Below are 24,441 nucleotides of genomic sequence, written 5' to 3'. Positions count from 1 at the left end.
AAGGTTTACTTTAATTGTTAAAAAAAAGTTCTTTAGGATTTTCCTCAAGAGCTATTGCGATTTTTAGCGCTAAGTCTATTTTTAATGTTCTTTTGTTGTTTTCGATATACCAGTAGTGCATTTTAGTAATTCCGACCTTATTGGCAACATCTTGGCAAGACATTCCTTTTTCTAGTCGTTTTTGTTTTAACTGATGCAAGTTATTTCCTCCCTTCGTTGCCTGTAATTTCATTATAAGTAAACCTAAGGTTTATTTCAAGTGCTTTTCCCCAAAAAATATAATGATTTTCAACTTGTGGTAAACACTATGTTTACTTTATACTTTATTTATTGCAAACACTTTATAAAAGGGGGCATTAATATTGATCGGGGAAAAGATTAAAGAACTAAGGAAGAATAATAAGATAACGCAAGAGCAACTTGGTAATGCTATTGGTGTATCTAAAATGGCTATTTCTTATTTTGAAAAGGGAAAAAAGTCACCTGGGCGAGAATCATTAGAAAAGATTGCTGATTATTTCGGTGTAACTACTGATTATTTATTAGGTAGATCAGAAGATCCAGAATTGAGCGAAGAAGAAAACAAGATTGTTACTGAAGAAGGAAAAAACATACTAGCTTTAATTGAAAGTCTTCCAGAAGATGAGAGAAAGAAAGCTTGGGAACAGTTAGAGATGTATGTTACTTATATGCAAAATGAAAAGAATGGCTAATCAAAGAAGACTACTTAATGTGACAGTCTTCTTTTTTATGTATTTGGTTTTCCTTATAAGATTCGTCTAGACAAATTTTTAAAATATCTTCTGCTTTAATCGGAGCTCCATGTTTCAAACCCAATTTTATCGCTTCCCTAACCAATTGCTCTTTTTTCATATCTACTTCCCCCTATATCCTCTTTAATATATGTAGACTTTCTTAAAATGATGAGCTTTTGTCGCTTTGGGTCAAGAACTCTCCATTTCCTTTAGAGCAGAAATGACACTATCGATTTGATAGTGTCAATTGGAAAGCGGTGATAGAAAAACAAACTACAGTAGCAATTGTCAAAATGGCTTTAATAACCTTACCTTTCAAGTGCTTCACCAACTTTTATGTATAATTTATCTATAACGTTTTAAGACTCTTTTCGGTAGAATACTGTGGAAAACTCTCGATTGATTGTTCTATATATTCTCTTCCCTCTTCTCCATCTTTCGCTATCTCCATGTAATATAGTTAAAAATTACTAAATAATCTATCATTTTTGAGGGATTTTAAAGATCCATATATAACAGTTTTTCTTGAATTTCATAGAAAGAAGTATGCATTTTTTCATTTTTTCATTTAAAGACCTCTATATGAATATTTTACCATAAAAACACGAACTTTTGTTCCTTTTATTTCTTATAAACAGAAATACGACCTAAATAAAACAAAAAAGTCAGAATAACTACCAATTGTGGTATAGTAATAGAGTGATTATTATACTCAAACTATGAAAACTACAGTCGGTCAAAACATTAAAAATTTCAGAAAGTCTTTCGGTTTAACGCAAGAACAATTATCTGATAGAACAGGGTTATCACGTGGACAAATCAAAAATTGGGAAGTGGATCGCCATGAACCTGATCTTGAAAGTTTGAAAGTACTTGCGTCGTTTTTTAACACCTCCATAGACCGTCTTCTTAGCTTCAAAAACGAGAAAGAAGATGCGTTACTAGAATTACTATTTAATGATGTCCAAAGGGCTTATGAGGAACTCGATGGACGTCAGCAAGGTCGTTTTGCAAAGCAAGTTTCATTGTACGTGAAAATGTTGCAAAACAACAAAGATATATTGTGATTTGATTTCAAAATAAAAGAAATCTTTTCCATTGAACAGTGGTAAGGGAGCAATTTGCTCTCTTTTTTATTTGTCCGAATTCTATAGAAAATAAATAACCTACTTATTTATATTTAGAAATTCTGTTATATTATGGATTTTTATAGTAAATGTTATTAATATTCCGAACTATAAAATATTAAAGTTAAGGGGAAATTCAATATGGAGTTCAGAAATGATATAAACAAAATATCTAACCAAATTTTAGAACGAAAAGAATACATAACTAACGAAGAGATGACTAAACAATCATTAATCATTCCTTTTTTACAAAAATTAGGTTATGACGTTTTTAATCCTTTAGAAGTTAGACCCGAGTACATTGCAGATTTTGGAGCTAAAAAAGGGGAAAAGGTGGATTACGCTGTTTTTAAAAATGGAGTTCCTATTATTTTAATTGAGGCAAAATCTGTAACTGAGAATCTACTTAAACATGACGCTCAATTGTCTAGGTATTTCAACGCCTTACCAGATGTCAAAGTAGGGGTACTTACTAATGGTGTAGAGTACAAGTTTTACACTGATCTAACTAATGACAATGTTATGGATGAACAACCTTTCTTTACATTTAACATGGATAATTTAAGTAATGTGGATATAGAAACAATTGAAACTTTTACAAAAGAAAATTTTGAAGCTGAGGAAATTGTTAAATATGCTGAAGAGCTTATCTATATGACTAATTTAAATTCCACAATTAAAGAATTATTTAAGAATCCTTCAGATGATTTCCTTCGTTTTCTAATTAAAGATTTTAGCTCAACTAGAATCACAAACAATGTTTTAGATCGATTCAGACCAATTGTAAAAAAAGCAATTAACCAAACGTTATTAGAGATAATCAGTGACGGCTTGACTCCAAAAGAGCCAACAGTAACTGAGACAGTCGAAAAAAGTGTAGCTGAAGTTGCTTCTTCAACTGAAATAGTTGAAGAAATTATTAAGGAAAACAAAAACGATAGAATTATTACTACTGATGATGAACTAATTGCTTTTGATATCGTTAAAGAAATTTTAGTTAAAAATCAAAGAGACATTAGTGACGTTAAATATAAAGATACTATTAGTTATTTCGGAATTATGAATCGTGTAATTACAAAATGGTTTATACGCCTATTCCTTGAAAGTGAATCAAAATCCTTAGTTGTAAGATTAGACTTAGAAACTACTAAACAATTGTGTCCTAATTTTGTAGTTGAACAAGCACCTAAGTCTCAGGGAGTAAGTAGAATTTTTATTAACGATGTTCACGATCTAAAAAAATTAGAAGCATTAATCCTATCTTGTTATGACCAAATTGTAACTAGTGCGTAAAAAAGAGGGTTTCGGCTCTCTTTTTTTTATTTCCCTCGACAGAATCTGACAAAATAGTTGTAACTAGATTTGTGGTTCTGGTGCAAATGTATGAAGAAGAACCGACAAGAGAAACCGACCTTATGTTTCGCTTTTACTTTGGCTTCTCAAAAAAATTAATGGTACATAAAAAAAACCTGGATGTAAATATTTAAGAAACCCAGCTAACCTTTTCATGTGAAGGTAGCTGGGTTTGAAAGTTATATGTGCAAAATAAATCCTAAAGTGACATCTAGAGTGTAGTCTCATTTAAAAAACCTTGCAACAGAACCTCATTTTTTATGACACACAAGCTACTCCTGCCAGTTGTTGAACTACAGCTGTAAAAGCTGGTCCTGCTTGTTCAGCTACATGCGCAGCATAAATCCATTCACCTCCGTGATGACCTTGAACCACAAGAGCTCGATTCTCGTATGAAGTAAGATTAATTTCCCTAGCCTCTGGTGTCACAGCTTCCATTTCTCTTATCCCTGTTAGCTTTACAGAGGTACAACGAGCAGATTCTGGGATTAAAATCTGAAACTCCCATTTTTTACTATACCAACAAATTGATCACTTCTATATTCTTCCATACTGAATTTCTCCTTATTTCTTTGGTTTCTATAACCCAATATTTGAACAACAATCTTTGGCAACATTTAATTGTATACAATTGTTGTTTTTCACATAAATGCCCTCTTCTTTATCGGAACATACTAGCAACTTTTCTTTCTTAACTTCCCTTTTACGTGTATTCTTTTCAAATTAAATATGAACAGGAACCCCAGTAAATAGTGAAATACCGAGAGCCGCTTCAACATCACTAAATAAATTAGCAAAAGTGGATGATCCATCCTCAGCACCACCAAAAAGTAGTCCTATGACACGATTTTGCTCATCAACAATTACTGAACCTGAATCACCATGATCAGAAAACTTAGGATTTTTAGTAGTATCTGGTTCAATAGTAATTTGATTTTTTAATGTGACCACTCCAATACCTGATCCATAATCAATTGAACTAGTGCGACCAAGGCCAGTTATTGTTCCATGAGTCAATCCAGTTGTACGACCTTGCTTACGAACACTGGCACCAATAGTCGGGGAGACCTTACCTTTTACTTTACCTATATTAAGAATCTCTGGAGAAGTCCGTCTGTTTTTTATTATAGATATAGCTGCATCTACGGGCTTATTTTGAGAGTTAATTTTATCTCCAAGGCATACGCTATCAAGAGCTCCGATTATGTCTCCTGAACATTGACCACCATCTACCCTTCCAGGTTGTGTCATTTCATCACCAGATTTCCAATTATTATCAACACCCATGACATGAAAATTACTTAATGCGTAGAATTTATTATCCTCTTTCTGAACAATTGCACCTAGAGTACCTACAAATATAAATCCATTTATAGCTCTACAAGGGCCTACACTAATTCCTCCAACTAAAGGATCAAATTTACCAGTTTCATTTTCAAGAACAGGTGCACCCACCGGAATCTTTAACACCTGTAATTCCACTTTTTTTTCTTCAATGACATCCGTTTTTACGCCTTCAATCGTACGCGGAATTTCATGTTCAGGTCCTACATTCTCTTTCTTTGTTACAAATGTACGTATGGCGATCTCATCAGTTCGTTTTCCTTCCACATACTTAAATCCTACATCAACCCCTATGACGTTAGGTTTATTTAGTAATACATTTTCATTAGCTTCTTTTATATCTAGAAGTTTTTTTACCTTTTTATCCATATAATTACTTCCTTTCTAAAAGTTTTGAGAAGAATATGCTTCATTAAAAACAAAGTTATGTTTTGCTATACCTTAAATAAATATATACACTAATTCTTACCATTCAACGATTTAAACTGAGCGGTTTTTACTCTCATTATTCAAATGAACCCAAACTTAACACTTGACATTAACATAGCTTATAGTTTCGGAAATAAAACCCTCTCTATTTGTAAAATATCACCAATAACGTTTTTAACGTTATTACATAATATCTTTTAAATCGGAGAAAATTTATATGTGCTTACATGGCATAATTCATAAATCCAGAAGAGATTACGATGACTAGTATTAAAATTGGCTCTGTTGCAAAGTTTTCTAAATGAGACTACACTCTGGAAAAAAGAATAAGGAGAAACACAAATGCGATATTTTAAAGGAAAACAGTTCAAGAAAGATATTATTTTGGTAGCCGCCCTGTACTACTGTCGTTTTTCTTTAAGTTATCGTGATATCTCTGAAATTTTAAAAGAACGTGGAATCTCAGTTCACCCAACAACTATCATGCGCTGGGTTCATGAATACGGAAACCTTATCTATCAAATTTGGAAGAAGAAAAATAAAAACGTCCAATTATCTTGGAAGCTAGATGAAACCTATATAAAAGTCAAAGGAAAATGGTGTTATTTATATCGTGCAATAGATAAAGACAGGCATACATTGATATTCAACTTCGTAAAAAACGGAATTATCAGGCTGCTTATACCTTTATGAAAAGATTAGTGAAAACATTTGGCGAACCAACGGCTCTAACAACAGACAAAGCGCCGGCATTACTTTGCGCATTTAAGAAATTAAGAAAACAAGGTTTTTATTCAAATACAATTCATTGTACAATCAAACATTTGAACATTCTCGTCGAACAGGATCATAGGTATGTCAAGAGGCGTTTTGCCAAATCCGCAGGATTTCAAAACCTTCGTCATGTTTCACGTACGATAAAAGAAACCGAAACCATTCATGCTCTATATAAAAGAAACCGAAGTCTTGGCTCAGACTTCGGTTTTTCAACGCATAATGAATTATACAAATTATTAATCACTGCCTAAATGGTTCCCCTATTTAGCAACACCTGTTTATGCTTTTTGAAACTTTGCAACAGAACCACTTAAACGGTGCTTATATGGCATCTTCAGGATGGGATGCTTGTATAGGTCTAGGTAGCCTTGATGGAACCAAATTAATGAATCCACTAAGTAATTTCCATAGTTAAGGCCATATAACATCACGAATTCAGATAAGGTGAGATTGTAACCACATAACCCAAAACGCTATCCCTTTTGTATGGAGTGAACCCTGAGAATGAGACGATAAAAAACACCTCTCTAAATCGTAAGTATCAGTTATGATTTTAATGGAGGTGTTTTTCGTATGGGGAAAAAGACGCATTATCCCGCCGAAATAAAGTGGAAAGTAGTTGAAATGAAACACCAAGGATTCAAAAATAAAGAAATTATGGATGCCTTAGGAATTAAACATGTGGCTCAAATTAAAACTTGGATGAAATGGTATCGTGAAGGCGAAACCTATCGGTTTGAACAATCTATTGGAAGACAATCTGTACATGGAAAAGGCTTAAAAAAGTTAACAGAACTTGAACAAAAAGAATTAGAAATACGTTATTTAAAGGCAAAGATTATATTGCTGGAAAAGTGCCAAGAAATTTTAAGGAGGTGGGAGGAAAAGAAGAAATAATGAAAATGATAAAGGAATGGCAATCAATTTTTACAATTGCAGAACTGTGTTCCATATTTGATATTTCACGTGCTACTTATTATCGTTGGAAAAAGCAGGAGAAAACAGTAACTAATCATGAAGAAAAAACCGTAATAGAAATATGTCAACATCATAAATATCGGTATGGATATCGTCGGGTTACAGCTTGTCTACGTAATCAATTTAACATCGTAATCAATCATAAAAAAGTATTACGTATCATGAGAAAATACAACGTATTATCTCGGGTTAGAAAAAAGAAAAAGACATTTGTACTCGGTCATGAACCAGTGGTAGCTAAAAATAGAATACAACGAAGATTTAAAGCTACCAAGCCTAATGAAAAATGGTTCACGGATATCACGTATTTGATGTTCGGCAATAAGACTCTTTATTTTTCATCTATTATAGATGGGTTTAACAATGAAATTATAAGTTATAAAATAGGTGAGACACAGGATGTTTCTCTTGTATTAGATACTCTAAAAGAAGCTTTAAGAAAGCGAAATGTGATTGATACGATTTTACATTCGGATCAAGGAAAAGTGTATACATCAAAACAATTTCAAACATATGCCAAAGAAAAAGGCATTATCACAAGCATGTCTCGTACAGGAAACTGCCATGATAATGCCCTCATAGAATCCTTTCATTCTCACTTGAAATCCGAAGGATTCTATGCGCAAAATATAAAACAATCGAATAATGCTAGTATAATACAAACTGTGGATGAATACATCCACTACTATAATAATGAACGGATTCAGAGAAAATTAGATAACATGTCACCTATAGCTTATAGGAAACATGTTGTCTAGGTGTTTTTTCTTTGTCTCACCAAATGGGGTCAGACCATTGTATAAATACACAAAAGGGATAGCGTTTTTTAAGAGAGAAAATAGCATAGCTAAATTGGAATGCACTGAGTTCTTCCTACATATGGAAGGTTCCACCATTTATGAATCTCACCTTTGTTATTTGCTAAAAATAAAATCCCACTGTTTATGAAAGGGTCAACTAAATATCTATTCGTAATGTTTACCATTATAATTTACAAATCCTACCGGGTGATGTGTGAAGTGTATTACTGGATCCCCTGGGTTACCAATTCCTACCTTTGCATGTGTTTTATCAACATACTCCCCTTGTAGTTCGATTTCTTCCCCTTCTTTTAAGTCTGGGATAGGATTTTTTAATCCTAATTTATCCCCATAGCGAATTGCACAAAAAGCTTCATCTTCTACTAGAGATTTTGGTGCACCTTTTATATCAATAACTTGAATATTATTAATTAAAAAATGCTGATGTGTTCCACCTTCTGAATTAGAATCGTCTTCTTCAACTAATTTTATTGTTGCTTTAACATGTACGATGGGAGCATGGAATGAAAGTGGATTTCGATGATGTTCCATAAAATGATCTGCTAACGTATTCCCGAAATGGGGATGGTGTTGTAAATGTTCGCTCATAGTTGTTCCCTCCATAGTCTATATAAATGTTTACGTCCTATATTGTTTACAGATACACAAAATTTATTATTATAAAAAAATAATTACATAAACTTTTTTACGTAGATACCGAAGCCATCATATTTTAAATAGAAATGCTACATTTCTCCAATGATACAAGCCAATGAATTGAGACATTTCTTCTCTCAAGGTTCCTTAATATCATGAAGTTTTTGAAAAAGACTGCCAGTTAAGCGATGCTTACCACCTGACCGTAATATTTCTGAAAGTTGCTCTATATTTTCTGATGAAAATGTAGGAATAGATATGTTTTTTAAACTCTTCATATAATCTGGCAGCAACATCCGTAAAGCCATGTCCATTCGAATTTCACCTGCACGCATCAATGTTTGAATTTCACTATCATGAAAACCATCCAAATCCGTACGAAGTCCTGCTAATAAATTTTCTATATTTTCTTCGTCTGAAGGAGGGGAATATAATTGATAGTCTGGTAAAGAAACATGGTCAGTATAAAAAGGGTTCCTATTTGAATCTAATAAAGTTTGAATAGGAGTACTAAGAATGAGCTGTAATCCTGGGTAAATATCTGGATCTAAATTACGTAACATTTTTCTTCTTAATACTACAATTTGGCTATTAGATGTATCTAGAATGCGTTTGTTTAATTCAAAATGAGTAGGTTTTTCATTTTCTTTCCACTCTCTTTCAGCCGCAGAGGCATCTAACACAAAGTATATCTCATCAGAATTTTTGGGAATAAATTTCATAGGTTCTTTTCTATGCTTTGCTAAAGGGGGAGATCTACGTTGATTATTTACTGATTCTGCCTCATCCGGTAATATCAATGGTTCAGTTCCGATATTATCGAATACTCCTCCATCGGAAAACCACAAGGTGTCATATTTTAACAATGGGTTCCCTTGCATTCGATTTTCCGGATCGCAAAAGATTCTATCTGCTACCGATAAAGAGATAGGGGCAAATAATAATGGAAAAGCGGCAGAAGTAGCCACAGCATAAGAAACGGAAATGTCATCTATATTGGTTGTTTGTCCAATATAAGTTCCGTACATATGATCATTTGAGAAATAAAACATCCTCATAGTATCTAAACAGGTTGTATTACAATACCAGGTGGTCGAAAGGTTTTGTAATTCTTTCATGTGAATCCCTTCGCAAAGATATTCATCAAGTAATGTTGGTAGTGCATCGCTACATTTCTCCCGAATAGATTTAAAAGACAAGATTTGTTTTGTAAAAGAATTTGTAATCAATTTTGTACGAAGGTCGATTTGTCCTAATTTAACTAAGGGAGTAATAACACGCTCTTCAAAATCAATTACATTTCGAAACTCACCACCTTTATATAGGGCAAGCATAATAGCTGCAGCGGTGATACTACCTCCAGAAACAGAGCTGATACTCGTCACATACTGATCTAGTTTACATTCAACTAGCCGTTTATATCCCCCTAGCGCATAGAATGAAGCCCGAAACCCACCGCCAGAAAATGCTAATTTCAGATTTTTATTCAAAATTAATCCCCTTCTTTCATTACTCAAATCTGTACATCTGAAATAATCTCCAACTGTAGGAGCAAGTATGCAGTGAATTTATTTATAAAATGATGATATCATCGTAGATCTTTATTACTAAAAAAACGCAGTTCTTTTTAAGAACTGCATTAGAATTTTCCTCTTTATTAGGAAACAAAATATTCTTAAGATAATTGCCAAACCATAAGAGCTTAAGATAAAGGACTAAAGTTAATTGTTCATTTTTAGTTAAAAAGTCTACAATTTCTTTGGATTTAGATGTTAATCCTTCCCCTCTCCCTATATTAAGTATCTATTTCTTAACAAAATTCAAATTTGATTACATCTTTCCACAGTTGGATTGGGAATGGGAATGGAAATAATCTAATACAAACGTTGTATATCCTTCGTTTTAACAGTCAAACTATCATTAAGTGTGTAAAAAGAACCATTTTCAAATGTATCTCGGCTGAACCCCATATTTACATCTCTCTCTTCTAAAAACTAAAAATCCCCGAAAAGATGACGCTTTTTAATTAATTTCGCTCTAAACATTTTTCTATTTTTGAGAAAAATTATAATAACCTTTGATAGAATTGTTAATTTAAATTTAACTCAAAAAAAACAGCAATATAAAATCTGGTTGCTGTAGAAATCCCTAATTTTTTCAGTTCAGGAGTGGCAGCCAATACAATAGATCCATTTCGATTTACATCTCCAACAACAGCTAATTTCACTTTTAATGGATCTAGTCCTCGCATAACACAAGCACAACTAGCAAAAAATGAACAAAGGTCGATACAGAATATCATTCGATTCATGCATTTTGAGTAATCGAACATCATTTTACCTCCAAAAACAGAACACATGTTCTTATTATAAACCCATTGTTTTGTATTATAATCCTTTTATAAATAATTTTTAATACGAATATGGTACGTGAAATTATATGCAATTCTTCAAAATTCGACCACTGATCAATTTAGTATCTCTTAACTTATTAAACTCATTTTCATTGCTTCATAAATTAAGAAAAGCTTAAATCCATGTGTATCAATGGATTTAAGCTTTTTATTTTATAGGAATACCCTTTGCAACAAGTTGCCATTAGGATAGTGTATCAGCAACTTGTAGCTATTACTATGAATGCTAGATTCCTCAAAATTATTCCATATTTTTCGATTTTCTTTATATTATTCTATGCTTCGTTTTAAAACATAATTCCATATTTATGAACAAAGGTTTAGTTTTATGGAATATTGTACAAGCTATTAGTACGATATTCTCTATTAGGAGGGATTCCCTATGTTTGGGCTAGGAAAAAAAAGAACTCCATTTGGTGATTATTTAGATCGTAGAGGAATTAAACAACAATGGTTAGTACAACGAACTGGATTAAGTAAATCATTAATAAGTGATTTAGCAAATAAAAAAGATCGTGTTCCCACTTTAACATCCGCAACCAAAATTATTAAAACACTAAGAAAATTTGATAAGCGTGTTGATTATCATGACTTTTGGGACATAAATGTTTAATACAACTAAAATATATCGTCCATAACGAACGTTCTCATAAATACATTTTGTTTTACAGCATATTGCTCTAATTTAGATTGCCGATAGTCTGACAGTGTAAAAAAGATAATCACTGGAACAATAGCATTCTGTCTTTTATAGATATCTGTTATATGGCCATATAACTGTATTTTATGTTCATTTGCTTTCATATGTTGCATGCGATCTACCTCTACGAAATGAGGGACTTTATCATCAAAATAGGTTGCATCTGGGATAATTTGATATCGCTGACCCTTGATTGAAAATTCTATAGGTCTTTCTGTTTTCCATTCTGGAAATCCTAGCCACATCCAGGATTCGTTTCTCATTAATATATGCTGTAATTGACTATTTTTCTTTACTGTCCTTGTGATTCCTAATAAATCACGTCCTTTTTTATTTAAATAATATACATGTTCACGAGCTATTTTTGTGATGTGACAATATGGAGTCAGATCCTTTAATACACGATTTGCATTCCGAATACTTCCTAAACAGTGAATGGCTTGCAATTGTCTCCTGGTTGCAAAGTCTAATTTACTCAAAGTGGATAAAATCTCGATTTGCCTCGCTTTCTGTTTGAGCGTTTGATGCTTCATGTTGTTTCACCACCTTGTATTGCTTTAGTAAATCCCACATTTCTTTATCCTTCAGATAAGGTACCTGAATTTCTTCTGTACGATCTGTCTTAAACAATGCTCTTCCTGGAAGGGAAGGTAAATCCTCAAGCCCTGGTTCATCCAAAGCAACTTGCGAAGCGATTGCTGTAGGTAACCGAAACCCTAATTTTGCATCAGCATTTTGTTTAATTTGCCTTGGTAATGTATCCGAAGTAGGATATTGAGTGCAAAATATGAGCCGGAACCCTAAACCTCCTCCAACTCGTGCAATTTCAGATAACATCTCCTGACACATATATAATAAATCCCGTTGTTTTTTCGGAAGCCCTTGTGTCGGACAAAGATTTGCTCCTTCATCTACTATGATGAAACAGCGTTCTCTAATTGATGTGTCTATGATATTGGTCAAATAATAATTCTTCATTATCTCAATCTGTCTTAGCATATTTTTACGTACTTTAGCCAACATTTCTAACGCTTGTTGTGGGTTTTCAGCTACTTCTACTACTTGGGACAGATCCTTATAAGGACTAAATTCTAGACCTTCCTTTAGATCGATAATAAAAAAACTCACATGTTGAGGCTGTTGTAAAATTAAACTCGTCATCACATTTTTTAGAAATACTGTTTTTCCAAAACGCGTCATACCCGACACGCACATATGCGGTGTGCTCTCAAAGTCATGATAGATGTACTTATCTAACGATTTCCCCATCATAACACGCCATGTTTGCTCCTTTAACAAATCCTTAGACCAATTCCACCTTTCAGGTATTTTTTTCTTAAATACCCGAATATGAAGCTCCCTTTGATAAAACGATATTTTAACAGGTTTGTAGAGTCCTTCTTCCAATACTTCAGCTAACTTTTTGATTAGCTGACTTGGGACACCAAGTGGTAACTTGTAAACATAATTCTTACTTATGTCATCTTCCATTTCCTTTATGAAAATCGGATATTGTAATTCCCCTTTATGCTGAACACAGATCTTTGTAATTTCAAAAAAGGTTGCAATTTTTTTCTTATCACTCATTCCTTTACCTTGGCAAAAATAAGCTACTGTTATAAAGGTTGCTGGAATTAATAAAAGTGATAACATTTCCTCCATACCTCCTTAAGGTAGTTGAGCCTGTATGGATGCTTAGAAAAAACACTTAAGATGCGCTATTATAATTATTTTCGACTACCAGATAAAATACTAACGTAGAAACACATCTAGTATATCCATTAACACATACCAAACACTCCCAATCAATAAGCATTTGAGACCCGCACGTAGCAACCAATCTGGAAGGTAAAGACCTTTCTTTTCCAGCAATTTAATCCCTAAAATAGAGACTCCTGTCACACCATACACAACTCCTAACTCTCCAATGATTGTCATGTTAATCCCATCCTTTTGGTTTAATGGACAAATTCCCTTTACGATCCCTGTAGAGTTGGTAGTCATCTAATAACTCATTCCAAGACAAAGCATGTTCATCCCCATACAGATCCTCTTCGATGTCTTGACTTAAATAATAGTACGCCCGATATTGTCGATCCAGATACACTTCATGTCTTAACATGTGGTCTCGTATAGCACAAAGATTTCCCTCTTTTTTTGTTTCTTTGTACATTTGTCTAAGCATTTTTGAAGAATACAAATAAGGTGTACTATACAGCATTTGATATTGGCTCATATCCTCACCATCCACATAAAATTCTAGATGCATTTAATACATATGATAATGACTTCCTTTTTCGAATTTGTACCACAAAAAAGTACAAAAATAAGCCATTCCCATTTTAGAATGACGTTCGACAATAATCTTTATAAGACTTCATAGCTTTTTCCAATATTTCAGTTACAAAATTAGTTTTACCTAAGCTATAATTCGTTCGATCTTTTGCGTTTTTTGCCAAATCTTTTTTAACTGTTCATATTCAATAATAAACTGTTATTGCACTAATGGGTGCTTTAGTACAATAAGGCTCCTAGAAATGATCAAACTTTATTATAAAAATTATATACTTCATTTAGAGAATTAACTCCCTTTTGATCAATCTTTTTTCAAAATGGAGTTTTTTTGTTCGCTACTAATAATGGATTAACTGTTTCTTTTTTATCAATTTTAATTATAAAGCTACAATAGATCTGTTGATTGATAATTGAAACACAAACATAAGTAAAGAGCCTATTTTATTTTATATCCAAAATAAAATAGGCTCTCTCACATTTCTATAAATATATATTTGACGATTACATCTTTTCTAATATCATTTGTCTCTCATACCACTTTGACATTTTTTCAACTGCATTAGCTGATAAACGCTTGGTTTGTCTATTGCAAAATCTAGATAACGTAGGTGCCGATATTTTTATTTCTTTTGCAAGCTCTCGTATACTTATATTATCAACATTGTGTCGCTCTAGTATTTTTTCTCGAACAACTTCTTCATCAAAAATGTCAGGTTCTTTACTAACTGTGCTTTGTGGCATATCAATAATATCTTTAGTCTTTTCACTATATTCTATTGTTGTTTCATTATCATTCTCTATTTCTAATGTTTTTTTCTTTGGTAAATTGTACATAGACTTAATTAATTCTTCTGGCGGAAGAATAGTAATATTTAAATCGATCCAATAATCTTTGAACCAATTTTTCTTATTTAAACGTTCTTCATCTAATGTACTTGAATACTCCCACTTAGAGATCACATTCTCTCTCTCTAAATCAGTAAGAACATTCTCTAAGTGTTCTCGAATACGACTTGGTTTCCATGTAAGTGGAATTGCCATGACAGCTAATAATCCTTTATCGCCTCCAATGGAGTATGGGCGCTTTAAAGTAGAATATATTTGCCTAATTCTCCATTGCCATGTTAAATAACGAATTAAGCGTTTATGATATTTATGTCGATAACTATTATATTCAAGTGCCTTTTTAGATAATAAAGCTGTAGTATTATTTGAACCATATAAATAACTTGATAAAAAGCTTCCAGGTTTAATTCGGCAGGATTCAATACCCATATATTCATTTGTTGTATTATGTCTCCATAATACAACTGAATCTAAAACAAATAACCTTTTAATTACTTCCCTTTTTACTTTATATTCCTCATCATTTTCATTTTCATCATTTAAAACAACTACTTCGTTATCATCATTTAAATATATAAAAATGCTCGCTAAAGCAGCAATCCTCTTAGCAACCTTAATTTTATCTTCAGGTCTATAATATTCTCCCTTACTTACTTTCTTTTTAGGTACATTACACATATCCAACACTTGCTCATATGAAAATTCGATGAACTCGTCCGGTGACTGAGCTTGAGCTAGCCATTGTATAGTAATTGAATCTAATACATCCGCTGTAAGATCATCCATATTACTCATTACATCATTAACTAAAGTGTTCCACCGGGACGCTTCATCATCTTTAATCAGCTTCAAATCCTCATCCCTATGAGAAGAAAGCTGAGCTATCGCATTACTTTCTTTCGTTTCAATCGGATAAGATTTAACACCTATATTTGAATCCTCTTCAAAATGATTCTTGGAGATCCCGTCACGTAATTTAAAGTAAACCGCAGAATTATTGACCTCAAAATAATCTTTATCATCTGTTTCATCTTTGTTTTCTTCTACCTGAATTACTGTTTCATCACTTAATTTTGGCTTGTTATCATTTTTAAACTCTTCTGTTAAAAGATGTTCAATTTCTGAATGGATTTCGTTCTTATACTGGTTCAACTTAATAGCAATTTGTAGTGAGGTTATTCCACTTTCATTCTTTTTACTAAGCCACGATACTAATGCTGAAAAAGATGGTGAAACATATTGTGATGTTACAACCTTACTACTATCTTTTTCTACGTCTGCGCTAAAAGAAGTCCATTTCTCCCAAATAGCTTTGTTATTTCCATATAAAGGTTCAGATATTAACAAAGCATCAGTAAACAATTGTGCTAATTTCTCCACGCTGTCACTCCTTTCTTTCGTACATTCCTTTCAAACAAACCAATATTTAGCGACTTATATATAAATCATTATTATTTTCCGATTCTGTTATGTTCAAAAAAATAATGAAACACTTTTGTCTTGTTTGTACAAGTGAAATAACATTTATTATACATTACCAACCAATATACCATCAATTAATCTAACGAATTAATAACTGAAACACTTTTGGACATATTGTTAACCTTTTTTATAAATATGAAACACACTTTTTCCCTTATCACTTCTCTACCATACTCTTATATATGCTTTTACATGCATAACACGTATATAATGAGCTAGATTCATTCATATCTATTTGAAACAAACAATTGAAACATCTTTGTCATATCCTTGACCTAAAATTCAAAAGATGAAACATTAGTTAATTTTTCTTATTTTGATTATATATTTTCAATTTTTTTTTAACATCCCGTAAACTCATATATATCAAGCGTTTTACCTTCTATGTACAAAGCGGATCCTAGATCACCCTGAAACATTTTTGCCATATCCTTGACCTTATCAAATATAAGAAACACTTATAAACCCTTATGTATCAAGGTTTTATAGGTGTTTCTTTCTTTTTCCCCTACATATAATACATGAAACACTTTTGCCATATCCTTGACCTTTTAAATTTTAAAACATGAAACGTTTTTTGCCATATCGTTTACCTAATATCTTTTTCAATTCTCTTACAACCCTTCATACCACTACATTCAATGGATATCCCCATAATAAATGACTCATATATGAACATGAAACACTTTTGCCATATCCTCGACGTAAAAACATGAAACATCTTCATTTACCCCTTATATATCAACGTTTTTCTACTGTTTCACTAATAATTTGACACATCTAAAACATGAAACGTTTTTTGCCATATCCTTGACACAAAAAAAAATGAAGAAAATCCTGTATCCCTTGTCACAACTGGTTTTATGTCGTGTTTCATATTCTCAAAATTCCCCTTAAAGGAGCACCTTTCAGCAATTTTCGATTTGTTATAATCAAAATTGGTATATTTTATAGTATCCTGGCATATATTTCTGAGTTTACAGGTAGGAGGTGAAAAAGATGGGAAAATCATTTATTATTCATAACCAACGTGGTCTAAATGGACAATCTACAAATGCAGTATTAGTAACACTGAAGTCTTGGCAAAAACTTGTTGAAACTTTCGAGGAGAAATACTACAGCTATAAAGATACATACCTTGAAGATCTACTGGATCAAATGACATATGAAGAACGTGTTGCAGATGTAGATGGCTTTGTAGAACAGGCGAAACCATCTTTTTCACGTCGTACCCTGTCTGCTGTTTCTGAAACTATGGGAAGGAAACATAAATTATATGGTATTACAAACGCAGATTTAGAAGTCTTCTTATACCTACACAAAAAATGTTACACAAATGGGGTTATTCCAAATGTAACAGTACATATGATGTGGGAAGATTACAAGCAATATAAAGAAGAGTTTGCTTACATACAGCATTCTCAATTCTACATTGCATTAAAAAAACTAAGTCTACATAACATTGTCACGATTGAAAAGGAATTAGATGGCCGCTATACCATTAAGCTAACTCATTTTATGAATGAAGAAACTGAAAAGGCAAACCCTTATGTTTATATTAGCCCAGTGGTATTTACAAAGGCTTTCTTTGGGCTGTCAGTTGCAGCTAAGAAATTATTCTTGGACATTGCTATGCAACAGCACAGAGAAACTACACTAAAACGTTCCTTGGACAAACAGGATGAAAGAGGAAATAAAACTCATTTTGGTGGAATGTACCGCTTTTTACATAAGAAATACCCGCATCAAATCCGTGCCGTTATGACAGAATTAACAACTGCACTACCATGTACAGGAACTCCCCTATTCAAAATTTGTAAATTACAAAAAGGGGTTAATAATAAAAAAAGATATACGACTTTATATCTCTCCTTACATACGGATTTCTTATGTACAAAAGAAGCAGGAGAAGTACCGTATCGTGATCCATTCACGCCAAAGGTTACTTATGCTCGTAAAGCTCGTTTTATTGAATCTGTGCTACAAGATATGAATATTGGTGAATTTACAAAAGACATGAATAAATTTATTCATGTACTTAAATATACATGCCACCGACAAATTCGTAGTGTAATTTATAGCTTGCGTGACATGATAGATCGTAATGAGGAATATCCAAGTAAGTTAGTATATACACTGAAGAAACTATTAAACCAAACGTCACAATATCAAATTCTTGATACGGCGGCTAAGGAAGGTATTTATCCTCTTATTACACAACATGTACCTAAAGAGCAAAAAGAACAAGCTGTATTTGATTTCGGATTACATTTCTCTATGTACTCACTTCGAAACATCAAAAAGTTGTTCCGTAAAACGTATGAATTACTAAAATACAAATTTGCTGTACCTGTTACAGAGGAATCGTATCACCGCAACTATCTAAAGTATCAAGAAGAAACGTTGTTTAGAAAGTACGCCTATGAACAAGGTACAAATCTAAATGCTTATATGGCTTTAGAAATTGAAATACGTGAGCTTTTAAAAGCAAGAGGACATAAAGAGCGCTTTATTCCTAGTGATGTTCGCGAATTGTTCATTGAAAAGATAGATAGATTACCTAAAGAAACGCTTCGTGTTATTGAAGTACCAGATGACTTCAATTTGATTACATTTATGCGTGCCTTTGAAAAGTTAATACGCACTGGTATTCAAGTAACAACAGCTGAACAAGTACTTGAAGTAATAGAAACCAATTAAAAATACTTCGCTCTCTATTTTTGAAAAAATTAAAAGTAGAGGGCTATTCGTGTTTGTTCCGTTATTTGAAAGCCTTGCACTGATTCCTAATAACAATCAACTTTCGTCGATTCTATTAATAATAGAGTCTTTTTTTATGCAATCCTATACAACAACTGCACTGTAGCTGACTAAATTTCCACACATACTTTCATATAAACACGTTATGAGCTGCCTTAATGCATTCAAATACCTACAAATAATCGCAAGAAAAAATTAAAGTTTTGTGTATAAGTAGATAAATATAGTCGAATGTGAATAACCTAATACAATAATCACTGATATAAAGGTATTCTAGTAACTTATCTATCAAAAATCATCAATATTTGTGTGAGTACTGTGATAAATTCGGATTATGTTAATTATTTAGCACCTAATGTGAACAGTTTGTGGGTAAATAAAATAAAATTGTGGACATGCAGTGGATTAATACAGAATTAAGCGAGTGAATAAATATGTTTAACAATGTATTTATTTGTTTCATTTTTTATGTAGAAATATATGTTTTTGTTTATGATTATTTGTAGTTTCTATATCAATATTATGCCTACTTTTCCGTTGTTAAATACTGCTATTTTTGATTTTTTACGCTATAGCATCTTCAGAATCCTTGTGACAGTAAGAGAACCCCCCTATTTACTTGTCCTATAAAAGTTTTATCTTTATATTTTAAATATATATAAGATATATATTTATATTAGATTTTATTACAGAATTAGTTTGTTACTTGGGATAAGTTATACCTTATATAAATATATGCATAACTTAAAAAATATTAGAATTAATGACTTAACAGGGAAATATTATATTTAAATAGTACAATAAATAGATGTAATGTCTATTTGTTAACTAGTCATATAGAATAACGATTCTTTCATAATTAGAACCCTAAAATGAGAAGTTTAGGGTTCTTTTTTATCTTTTTCCGACAGAAGACTCCTTCCTCAAAAATGGGAAGGTGTGAAACACCAATTTTAGGTGAGAGATGAATGGCGGTAGGCGTAAGCCTACGTTTTTTAGTATACTGTAGATATCATACCAAAAAGTGAGGTGCAACCCATGTTAGTAAATAAAGCATATAAATTTCGTATCTATCCAAATAAAGAACAAGAAATATTAATTGCTAAAACCATTGGGTGCAGTCGCTTTGTATTTAACCATTTTCTTACTCTTTGGAATGATACCTATAAAGAAACAGGAAAAGGATTAACCTATCCTTCTTGCTCTGCCGAGCTCACCCAATTAAAAAAGAAACAGGATACGATTTGGTTAAAAGAAGTCGATAGTATTGCCCTTCAATCCACATTGAAAAACCTCGCAGATGCTTTTTCACGTTTTTTCAAGAAACAGAATGATATCCCACGATTTAAGTCTAAAAATAATAAAATTCAATCCTACACAACCAAGCAAACAAACGGAAATATTGCAATTGTAGGTAACAAAATGAAATTACCGAAACTTGGCCTTGTTTGCTTTGCCAAAAGTCGTGAAGTAGAAGGTCGTATTTTAAATGCAACGATTCGACGCAACCCAAGTGGTAGATACTTTGTATCTGTCCTTGTCGAAACAAAGGTACAAAAAATGCCTACAACTGAATCCACTTGTGGAATTGATGTTGGATTAAAAGATTTTTCCATTCTTTCTGATGGTACAACATACAAGAACCCTAAATTCTTCCGTATATTAGAAGAAAAGTTAGTGAGAGCACAGCGTATCCTTTCCAGAAGAACGAAAGGTTCTTCGAACTGGAATAAACAACGCGTGAAAGTTGCACGAATCCATGAACATATTGCAAATGCAAGAGCTGATTACTTACATAAACTCTCTACTGAAATCATCAAAAACCACGATGTCATCGGTATGGAAGACTTACAAGTCAGTAACATGCTCAAAAATGGAAAGCTTGCAAAAGCGATTAGTGAAGTATCTTGGTCACAATTTCGGGCTATGTTGGAATATAAAGCAAAATGGTATGGTAAACAAGTTATCGTGGTATCTAAAACATTTGCTTCTAGTCAGTTATGTTCCAATTGTGGATACAAAAACAAAGATGTCAAAAACCTAACAATTCGTGAGTGGGATTGCCCTTCTTGTGGCACACATCACGATAGAGATCGGAATGCAGCACTCAATCTTAGAAATGAAGCAATTCGTATCTTAACCGTAGGAACTACGGGGATAGCCTAATTCATTAGAGTTCGATAGAACTCTGTACCTAGGAATCTCCCACTTCAAACAGTCCGCAAGGACGTTAAGTGGTGAGTAGTTCAAAATTTATAAAATATAAGAGATGTTTTAGACTTGATGCTTCCGCCTAATTATGTAAGTACAAACTATACAATATGTATCTTCTAACCATTCTTCCTTAATCTTCTTCTCTCTTTTTCTAACCGTCTAAAAATCACACATATAACACCGCCCGCCACTGTAAACAGAATGCCAGGCACCAATAATAAAAGTCCCCCTCCACTCATCCAAATTAACGCTATTCCTAAAATCAAACATATAATTCCAATTATCATCTGACCTCTTTACCACCCTTTACATAAAATTTCCCCATGTTTGTAAAAACATTCTGATGAAATTATACCTCTTTACTTATAACAAACTCAACACTACTAAACTATCTGTTTCTCCCCCTTTCCTTCAAGAAATAAAACCCTACGATTCCATTTTTCTCTTACTATACATTATTATAATAATATATAGTAAGATAGAGTAAAAACGAGAGGAGATTATTATGGCAACGATTGGAATTGACCTAGGAACAACGAATAGTTTAGTAGCCTATTGGACGGATTATGGTGCAGCCCTTATCCCAAATGCACTTGGCGAATATCTTACACCATCTGTCATCAGTGTTGACGAGAGCGGTGAAGTTTTAGTCGGACGCATCGCCAAAGAACGGCTGATTACCCATCCGCACGTTACAGCATCAACGTTTAAGCGATTTATAGGAACAGAGAAAAAATACGAGTTAGGTATGTATACATTTTCTTCAGAAGAACTTTCATCTTTTATCATTCAATCTTTAAAACAAGATGCAGAAGCTTATTTAAACGAAGCGGTTACTGGTGCTGTCATTAGCGTACCTGCTTATTTCAACGATGCTCAGCGCAAAGCGACAAAACGAGCTGCTGAAATTGCTGGATTAAAAGTTGAACGTCTCATTAGTGAGCCAACGGCAGCTGCTATCGCTTACGGACTGTATCAGGAAGCGGCAGAGACAAAATTTCTTGTATTTGATTTAGGCGGCGGAACATTTGACGTGTCCATTTTGGAATTATTTGAAGGAGTGATGGATGTTAAATCGATCGCCGGCGATAATTATCTTGGAGGCGAAGACTTCACAAACAGTCTCATGTCCTTTTTCTTAGAGTCACACCAACTCGATTCCGATTCCCTTGACTCAAAAACGCTATCTTTAATTTATGCACAAGCAGAACGTTGCAAACTTACATTATGTAATGAGCCTGCCGCGATTATGAAAGTCGTTATTCATAATGAGACGTATGAAACTCGCATTAACAGAAGTGAATTTGAAAAATTAGTAACCCCGCTTCTCTTACGGCTTCGCTATCCGATTGAACGCGCACTTCGCGATGCGTCGCTAAACCCTAAGGATTTAGATGCTGTCATTCTAATTGGCGGGGCGACAAGGATGCCGCTTATCAAATCCGTCATTTCTAAAATGTTCGGACGCATGCCTCATGCGAATATTAATCCTGATGAAACGGTTGCTTTAGGTGCTGCGATTCAAGTTGCTTTAAAAGAACGAAACAAAGCACTAGAAGAAGTTATCTTAACGGATGTTTGTCCATATACGTTAGGAACTAGTGTTGTTCAAGCATTAGGAAATGGACAACAAGGATCCGGATACTTCTTCCCGATTATTGAACGAAATACACCGATTCCTGTAAGTCGAGTGGAACGACTTTATACTGTCAATGATAGACAACACTCCATACTTGTCGATGTTTATCAAGGAGAAAACCGCTTGGTTAAAAATAACTTAAAACTTGGCGAACTTAAAATTAAAGTCCCTCCTGCTCCTGCTGGACAAGAGGCGATTGACATTCGTTATACATATGACATAAATGGCATTCTCGAAGTCGAGGTAATAAGTACAACGACTGGAGAGAAAAAAAGAGCAATTATCCAACAAAACGCCGGAAATCTTACAGAAAAAGAAATTGAAGCTAGACTACTAGAATTGAAAGAAATTAAAATTCATCCACGAGACCGGTCCGAAAACCGATTGCTGCTCGCAAAAGGCGAACGGCTCTATGAAGAGTTACTCGGTGACGAACGCAAAAAAGTCGCGATCTTGTTACAGCAATTTGAAAATGCGCTCACAACGCAAAATGATAAAAAAGTGAAAGAAGCCGCTCATATATTAAAAGAGCATTTAGAGAATATTGAAAGGTGGATCAGTCATTCATGAGCATTTGGGAAACGTTAGAAATTGAGCCTACCGATAATGTTGCAGCTATTAAAAAGGCTTATGCAAAACTTCTAAAGATTTATCATCCCGAAGACGATCCTGAAGGATATCAGCGGCTGAGAGAAGCATTTGATAAAGCGATAAAAAGCGCAAAACAAATGAAGACTGCACCTCCCTCTCAACTAGAAAAAACGGATGAAAACGAAGAGAATTCCTATATCCACCCTGTATCTCCTACATGGATGGATGGTGACGCTGAACTTGCCGCCACTCTCGTTTCAGAACATCCCGTTTACGCATTTACGGAAAAAATCGAGACGCTGTATAACGATTTCTTTGCACGAATCGAACCGAAAAATTGGGAAGACTTATTAAGTTCCGATGTGATATGGGACGTAGAACATGCGGCAGTGATTCAAGATAGATTAATAGAATTTTTACAATATCATTACCATTTCCCCCGCTCGATTTGGGAACTTCTCGACAATGTATTTCGCTTTAGTGAACAAAGAGAGGAGTTGGAATTTGAATATAGTGAAGAAACAGTACAGTTTTTGCTAGAGAGAATTAGCGGCGAGAAAGAAATGCGTTATGATGTTTTCAAGAAAAGTGATGATTTAGATTTTGAAGCGTATTTTCATTTACGTGAAGAAATCCAGCTCACACTTATGAATAATAACTTAGAAGCAGCAAAAAGTGCACTCGATTTTGCATACGAGCTTTATCAAGAAGATCCGGAACTTTTACGCATGCAGGGCATTTATTATTTGCGCATAGAAAATAAAGAACGTGCGTTACAATCATTCAATGACATACTTGCCATTTACCCGGATGACCTAGATGGTTTACTTTATCGGGCCCAGATTTACTATGACCGCGGGCAGTTTGCAGATGCTATCAAGGACTGTGAGCATCTACTGTCGATTGAGCCGGAGCATATGGACGCACAATTCTTAATAGTGAAGCATTCGTTCGAATCAGGTGATATAGAAACTGTAGCCACTAGGGCGTTGGATGTGGTAAAGCGTTATGTGGAACGCTTCGAATTTCGTTCATACTGTATTCGAATTCACACTGAAATTCCAGAGAAGAGACAGAAACAAGAAATAAATATGAAGTTTATTATCCGCTATGCGCTATACTTTTTATTTCTATTTATTAGCCGCACCTGGGTTTATTTGCTCTTTATGATTCTTATTGTTTTAACCCCATTACCATCTAAATATGCATTACTTCTCCTACTCCCACTTATTTGGGAAGCATGGAAATTCGTTAGGCTTAAAACATTCGCATAAGGAGGAG

Annotated in this window: 21 protein-coding genes and 1 pseudogene; 10 read left to right on the top strand and 12 right to left on the bottom strand. The window is 33.5% G+C overall.

Translation table 11 applies throughout. The annotated features are described in order from the left end of the window. Positions 1-10: 10 nt before the first annotated feature. Entirely contained in the window at positions 11-232 is a 222-nt protein-coding gene (locus tag MHH71_RS27690) for a helix-turn-helix transcriptional regulator (protein ID WP_006097390.1), read from the bottom strand. 130 nt (positions 233-362) lie between these two features. On the opposite strand from MHH71_RS27690, the gene MHH71_RS27685 reads away from it, so the two are divergent. After that, positions 363-713 carry a helix-turn-helix domain-containing protein gene (locus tag MHH71_RS27685; protein WP_006097391.1) on the top strand — a complete coding sequence of 117 codons (351 nt, stop codon included), beginning with the start codon at positions 363-365 and terminating at the stop codon, positions 711-713. A 10-nt stretch (positions 714-723) separates the two neighbouring features. Here MHH71_RS27685 and MHH71_RS27680 read toward each other — a convergent pair whose 3' ends face one another. After that, complete coding sequence (locus tag MHH71_RS27680; protein WP_006097392.1) at positions 724-873, bottom strand: hypothetical protein; 150 nt, start codon at positions 871-873, stop codon at positions 724-726. Between the two features lie 601 nt (positions 874-1,474). Between MHH71_RS27680 and MHH71_RS27675 the strand changes: the two genes are divergently transcribed. After that, a complete protein-coding gene (locus MHH71_RS27675; protein WP_006097393.1) occupies positions 1,475-1,822 on the top strand; it encodes a helix-turn-helix domain-containing protein in 348 nt (115 codons plus the stop codon). 201 nt (positions 1,823-2,023) lie between these two features. After that, positions 2,024-3,175: a type I restriction endonuclease gene (locus MHH71_RS27670; protein WP_006097394.1), complete on the top strand. Its 1,152-nt coding sequence runs from the start codon at positions 2,024-2,026 to the stop codon at positions 3,173-3,175. A 318-nt stretch (positions 3,176-3,493) separates the two neighbouring features. On the opposite strand, the gene MHH71_RS27665 is transcribed toward MHH71_RS27670, so the two are convergent. Then, a complete protein-coding gene (locus tag MHH71_RS27665; protein WP_006097396.1) occupies positions 3,494-3,673 on the bottom strand; it encodes a hypothetical protein in 180 nt (59 codons plus the stop codon). Positions 3,674-3,958: 285 nt separating this feature from the next. Continuing rightward, the gene (locus MHH71_RS27660; RefSeq protein ID WP_006097397.1) at positions 3,959-4,948 is read right to left on the bottom strand and encodes a hypothetical protein; all 990 of its coding nucleotides are present in this window, start codon (positions 4,946-4,948) and stop codon (positions 3,959-3,961) included. Positions 4,949-5,350: 402 nt separating this feature from the next. Between MHH71_RS27660 and MHH71_RS27655 the strand changes: the two genes are divergently transcribed. Next, positions 5,351-6,036, top strand: a protein-coding gene (locus MHH71_RS27655; protein WP_139358613.1) for an IS6 family transposase whose coding sequence is annotated in 2 segments (ribosomal slippage) — positions 5,351-5,648 and positions 5,648-6,036 — 687 coding nt in all. Because the reading frame shifts where the segments join, the coding sequence is not laid out codon by codon here. Positions 6,037-6,358: 322 nt separating this feature from the next. Continuing rightward, positions 6,359-7,521, top strand: a protein-coding gene (locus MHH71_RS27650) for an IS3 family transposase (RefSeq protein ID WP_098125495.1) whose coding sequence is annotated in 2 segments (ribosomal slippage) — positions 6,359-6,626 and positions 6,626-7,521 — 1,164 coding nt in all. Because the reading frame shifts where the segments join, the coding sequence is not laid out codon by codon here. 207 nt (positions 7,522-7,728) lie between these two features. Here the strand turns inward: MHH71_RS27650 and MHH71_RS27645 are convergent. The 3 genes and pseudogenes from MHH71_RS27645 to MHH71_RS27635 form a co-directional block, all read right to left on the bottom strand. Beyond that, positions 7,729-8,172 carry a hypothetical protein gene (locus tag MHH71_RS27645; RefSeq protein WP_018767625.1) on the bottom strand — a complete coding sequence of 148 codons (444 nt, stop codon included), beginning with the start codon at positions 8,170-8,172 and terminating at the stop codon, positions 7,729-7,731. 185 nt (positions 8,173-8,357) lie between these two features. Further along, on the bottom strand, positions 8,358-9,710 hold the full coding sequence (locus tag MHH71_RS27640) for a patatin-like phospholipase family protein (RefSeq protein WP_033799473.1): 1,353 nt from the start codon (positions 9,708-9,710) through the stop codon (positions 8,358-8,360). 632 nt (positions 9,711-10,342) lie between these two features. Continuing rightward, a pseudogene (locus MHH71_RS27635) lies at positions 10,343-10,552 on the bottom strand (Y-family DNA polymerase); the annotation flags it as partial. Positions 10,553-11,015: 463 nt separating this feature from the next. Between MHH71_RS27635 and MHH71_RS27630 the strand changes: the two are divergent. Beyond that, positions 11,016-11,246, top strand: a complete 231-nt coding sequence (locus MHH71_RS27630) for a helix-turn-helix domain-containing protein (protein WP_003209566.1) — start codon at positions 11,016-11,018, stop codon at positions 11,244-11,246. 5 nt (positions 11,247-11,251) lie between these two features. Here MHH71_RS27630 and MHH71_RS27625 read toward each other — a convergent pair whose 3' ends face one another. From MHH71_RS27625 to MHH71_RS27605, 5 genes are all read right to left on the bottom strand, one after another. Continuing rightward, the gene (locus MHH71_RS27625) at positions 11,252-11,866 is read right to left on the bottom strand and encodes a replication-relaxation family protein (protein WP_033799471.1); all 615 of its coding nucleotides are present in this window, start codon (positions 11,864-11,866) and stop codon (positions 11,252-11,254) included. After that, positions 11,805-12,986, bottom strand: a complete 1,182-nt coding sequence (locus tag MHH71_RS27620; RefSeq protein WP_033799470.1) for an FtsK/SpoIIIE domain-containing protein — start codon at positions 12,984-12,986, stop codon at positions 11,805-11,807. The genes MHH71_RS27625 and MHH71_RS27620 overlap by 62 nt, the downstream gene beginning before the upstream one ends. 99 nt (positions 12,987-13,085) lie before the next feature. Beyond that, entirely contained in the window at positions 13,086-13,271 is a 186-nt protein-coding gene (locus MHH71_RS27615; RefSeq protein ID WP_006097401.1) for a hypothetical protein, read from the bottom strand. Between the two features lies 1 nt (position 13,272). Next, positions 13,273-13,569 carry a hypothetical protein gene (locus MHH71_RS27610; RefSeq protein WP_029427758.1) on the bottom strand — a complete coding sequence of 99 codons (297 nt, stop codon included), beginning with the start codon at positions 13,567-13,569 and terminating at the stop codon, positions 13,273-13,275. Between the two features lie 560 nt (positions 13,570-14,129). Next, positions 14,130-15,854, bottom strand: coding sequence for a helix-turn-helix domain-containing protein (locus tag MHH71_RS27605; RefSeq protein ID WP_006097400.1), 1,725 nt, complete (start codon positions 15,852-15,854; stop codon positions 14,130-14,132). Between the two features lie 1,101 nt (positions 15,855-16,955). On the opposite strand from MHH71_RS27605, the gene MHH71_RS27600 reads away from it, so the two are divergent. The 4 genes from MHH71_RS27600 (at position 16,956) to MHH71_RS27585 (ending at position 24,434) form a co-directional block, all read left to right on the top strand. After that, on the top strand, positions 16,956-18,656 hold the full coding sequence (locus tag MHH71_RS27600) for a hypothetical protein (protein WP_006097399.1): 1,701 nt from the start codon (positions 16,956-16,958) through the stop codon (positions 18,654-18,656). A gap of 1,098 nt (positions 18,657-19,754) precedes the next feature. Beyond that, on the top strand, positions 19,755-20,882 hold the full coding sequence (tnpB, locus tag MHH71_RS27595; protein WP_340725665.1) for an IS200/IS605 family element RNA-guided endonuclease TnpB: 1,128 nt from the start codon (positions 19,755-19,757) through the stop codon (positions 20,880-20,882). 553 nt (positions 20,883-21,435) lie between these two features. After that, entirely contained in the window at positions 21,436-23,139 is a 1,704-nt protein-coding gene (locus MHH71_RS27590; RefSeq protein WP_006097737.1) for a molecular chaperone HscC, read from the top strand. Continuing rightward, positions 23,136-24,434, top strand: a complete 1,299-nt coding sequence (locus MHH71_RS27585; protein ID WP_033799595.1) for a J domain-containing protein — start codon at positions 23,136-23,138, stop codon at positions 24,432-24,434. Before MHH71_RS27590 ends, MHH71_RS27585 begins: the two co-directional genes overlap by 4 nt. The last annotated feature ends 7 nt before the right edge of the window (positions 24,435-24,441 follow it).

It is taken from the genome of Bacillus sp. FSL H8-0534 (assembly GCF_038005885.1).
GTDB classification, from domain to species: Bacteria; Bacillota; Bacilli; order Bacillales; family Bacillaceae_G; genus Bacillus_A; species Bacillus_A pseudomycoides.
Note: the sequence above shows the minus strand (reverse complement) of the source record. Positions and strands in the feature narration are given on the sequence as shown.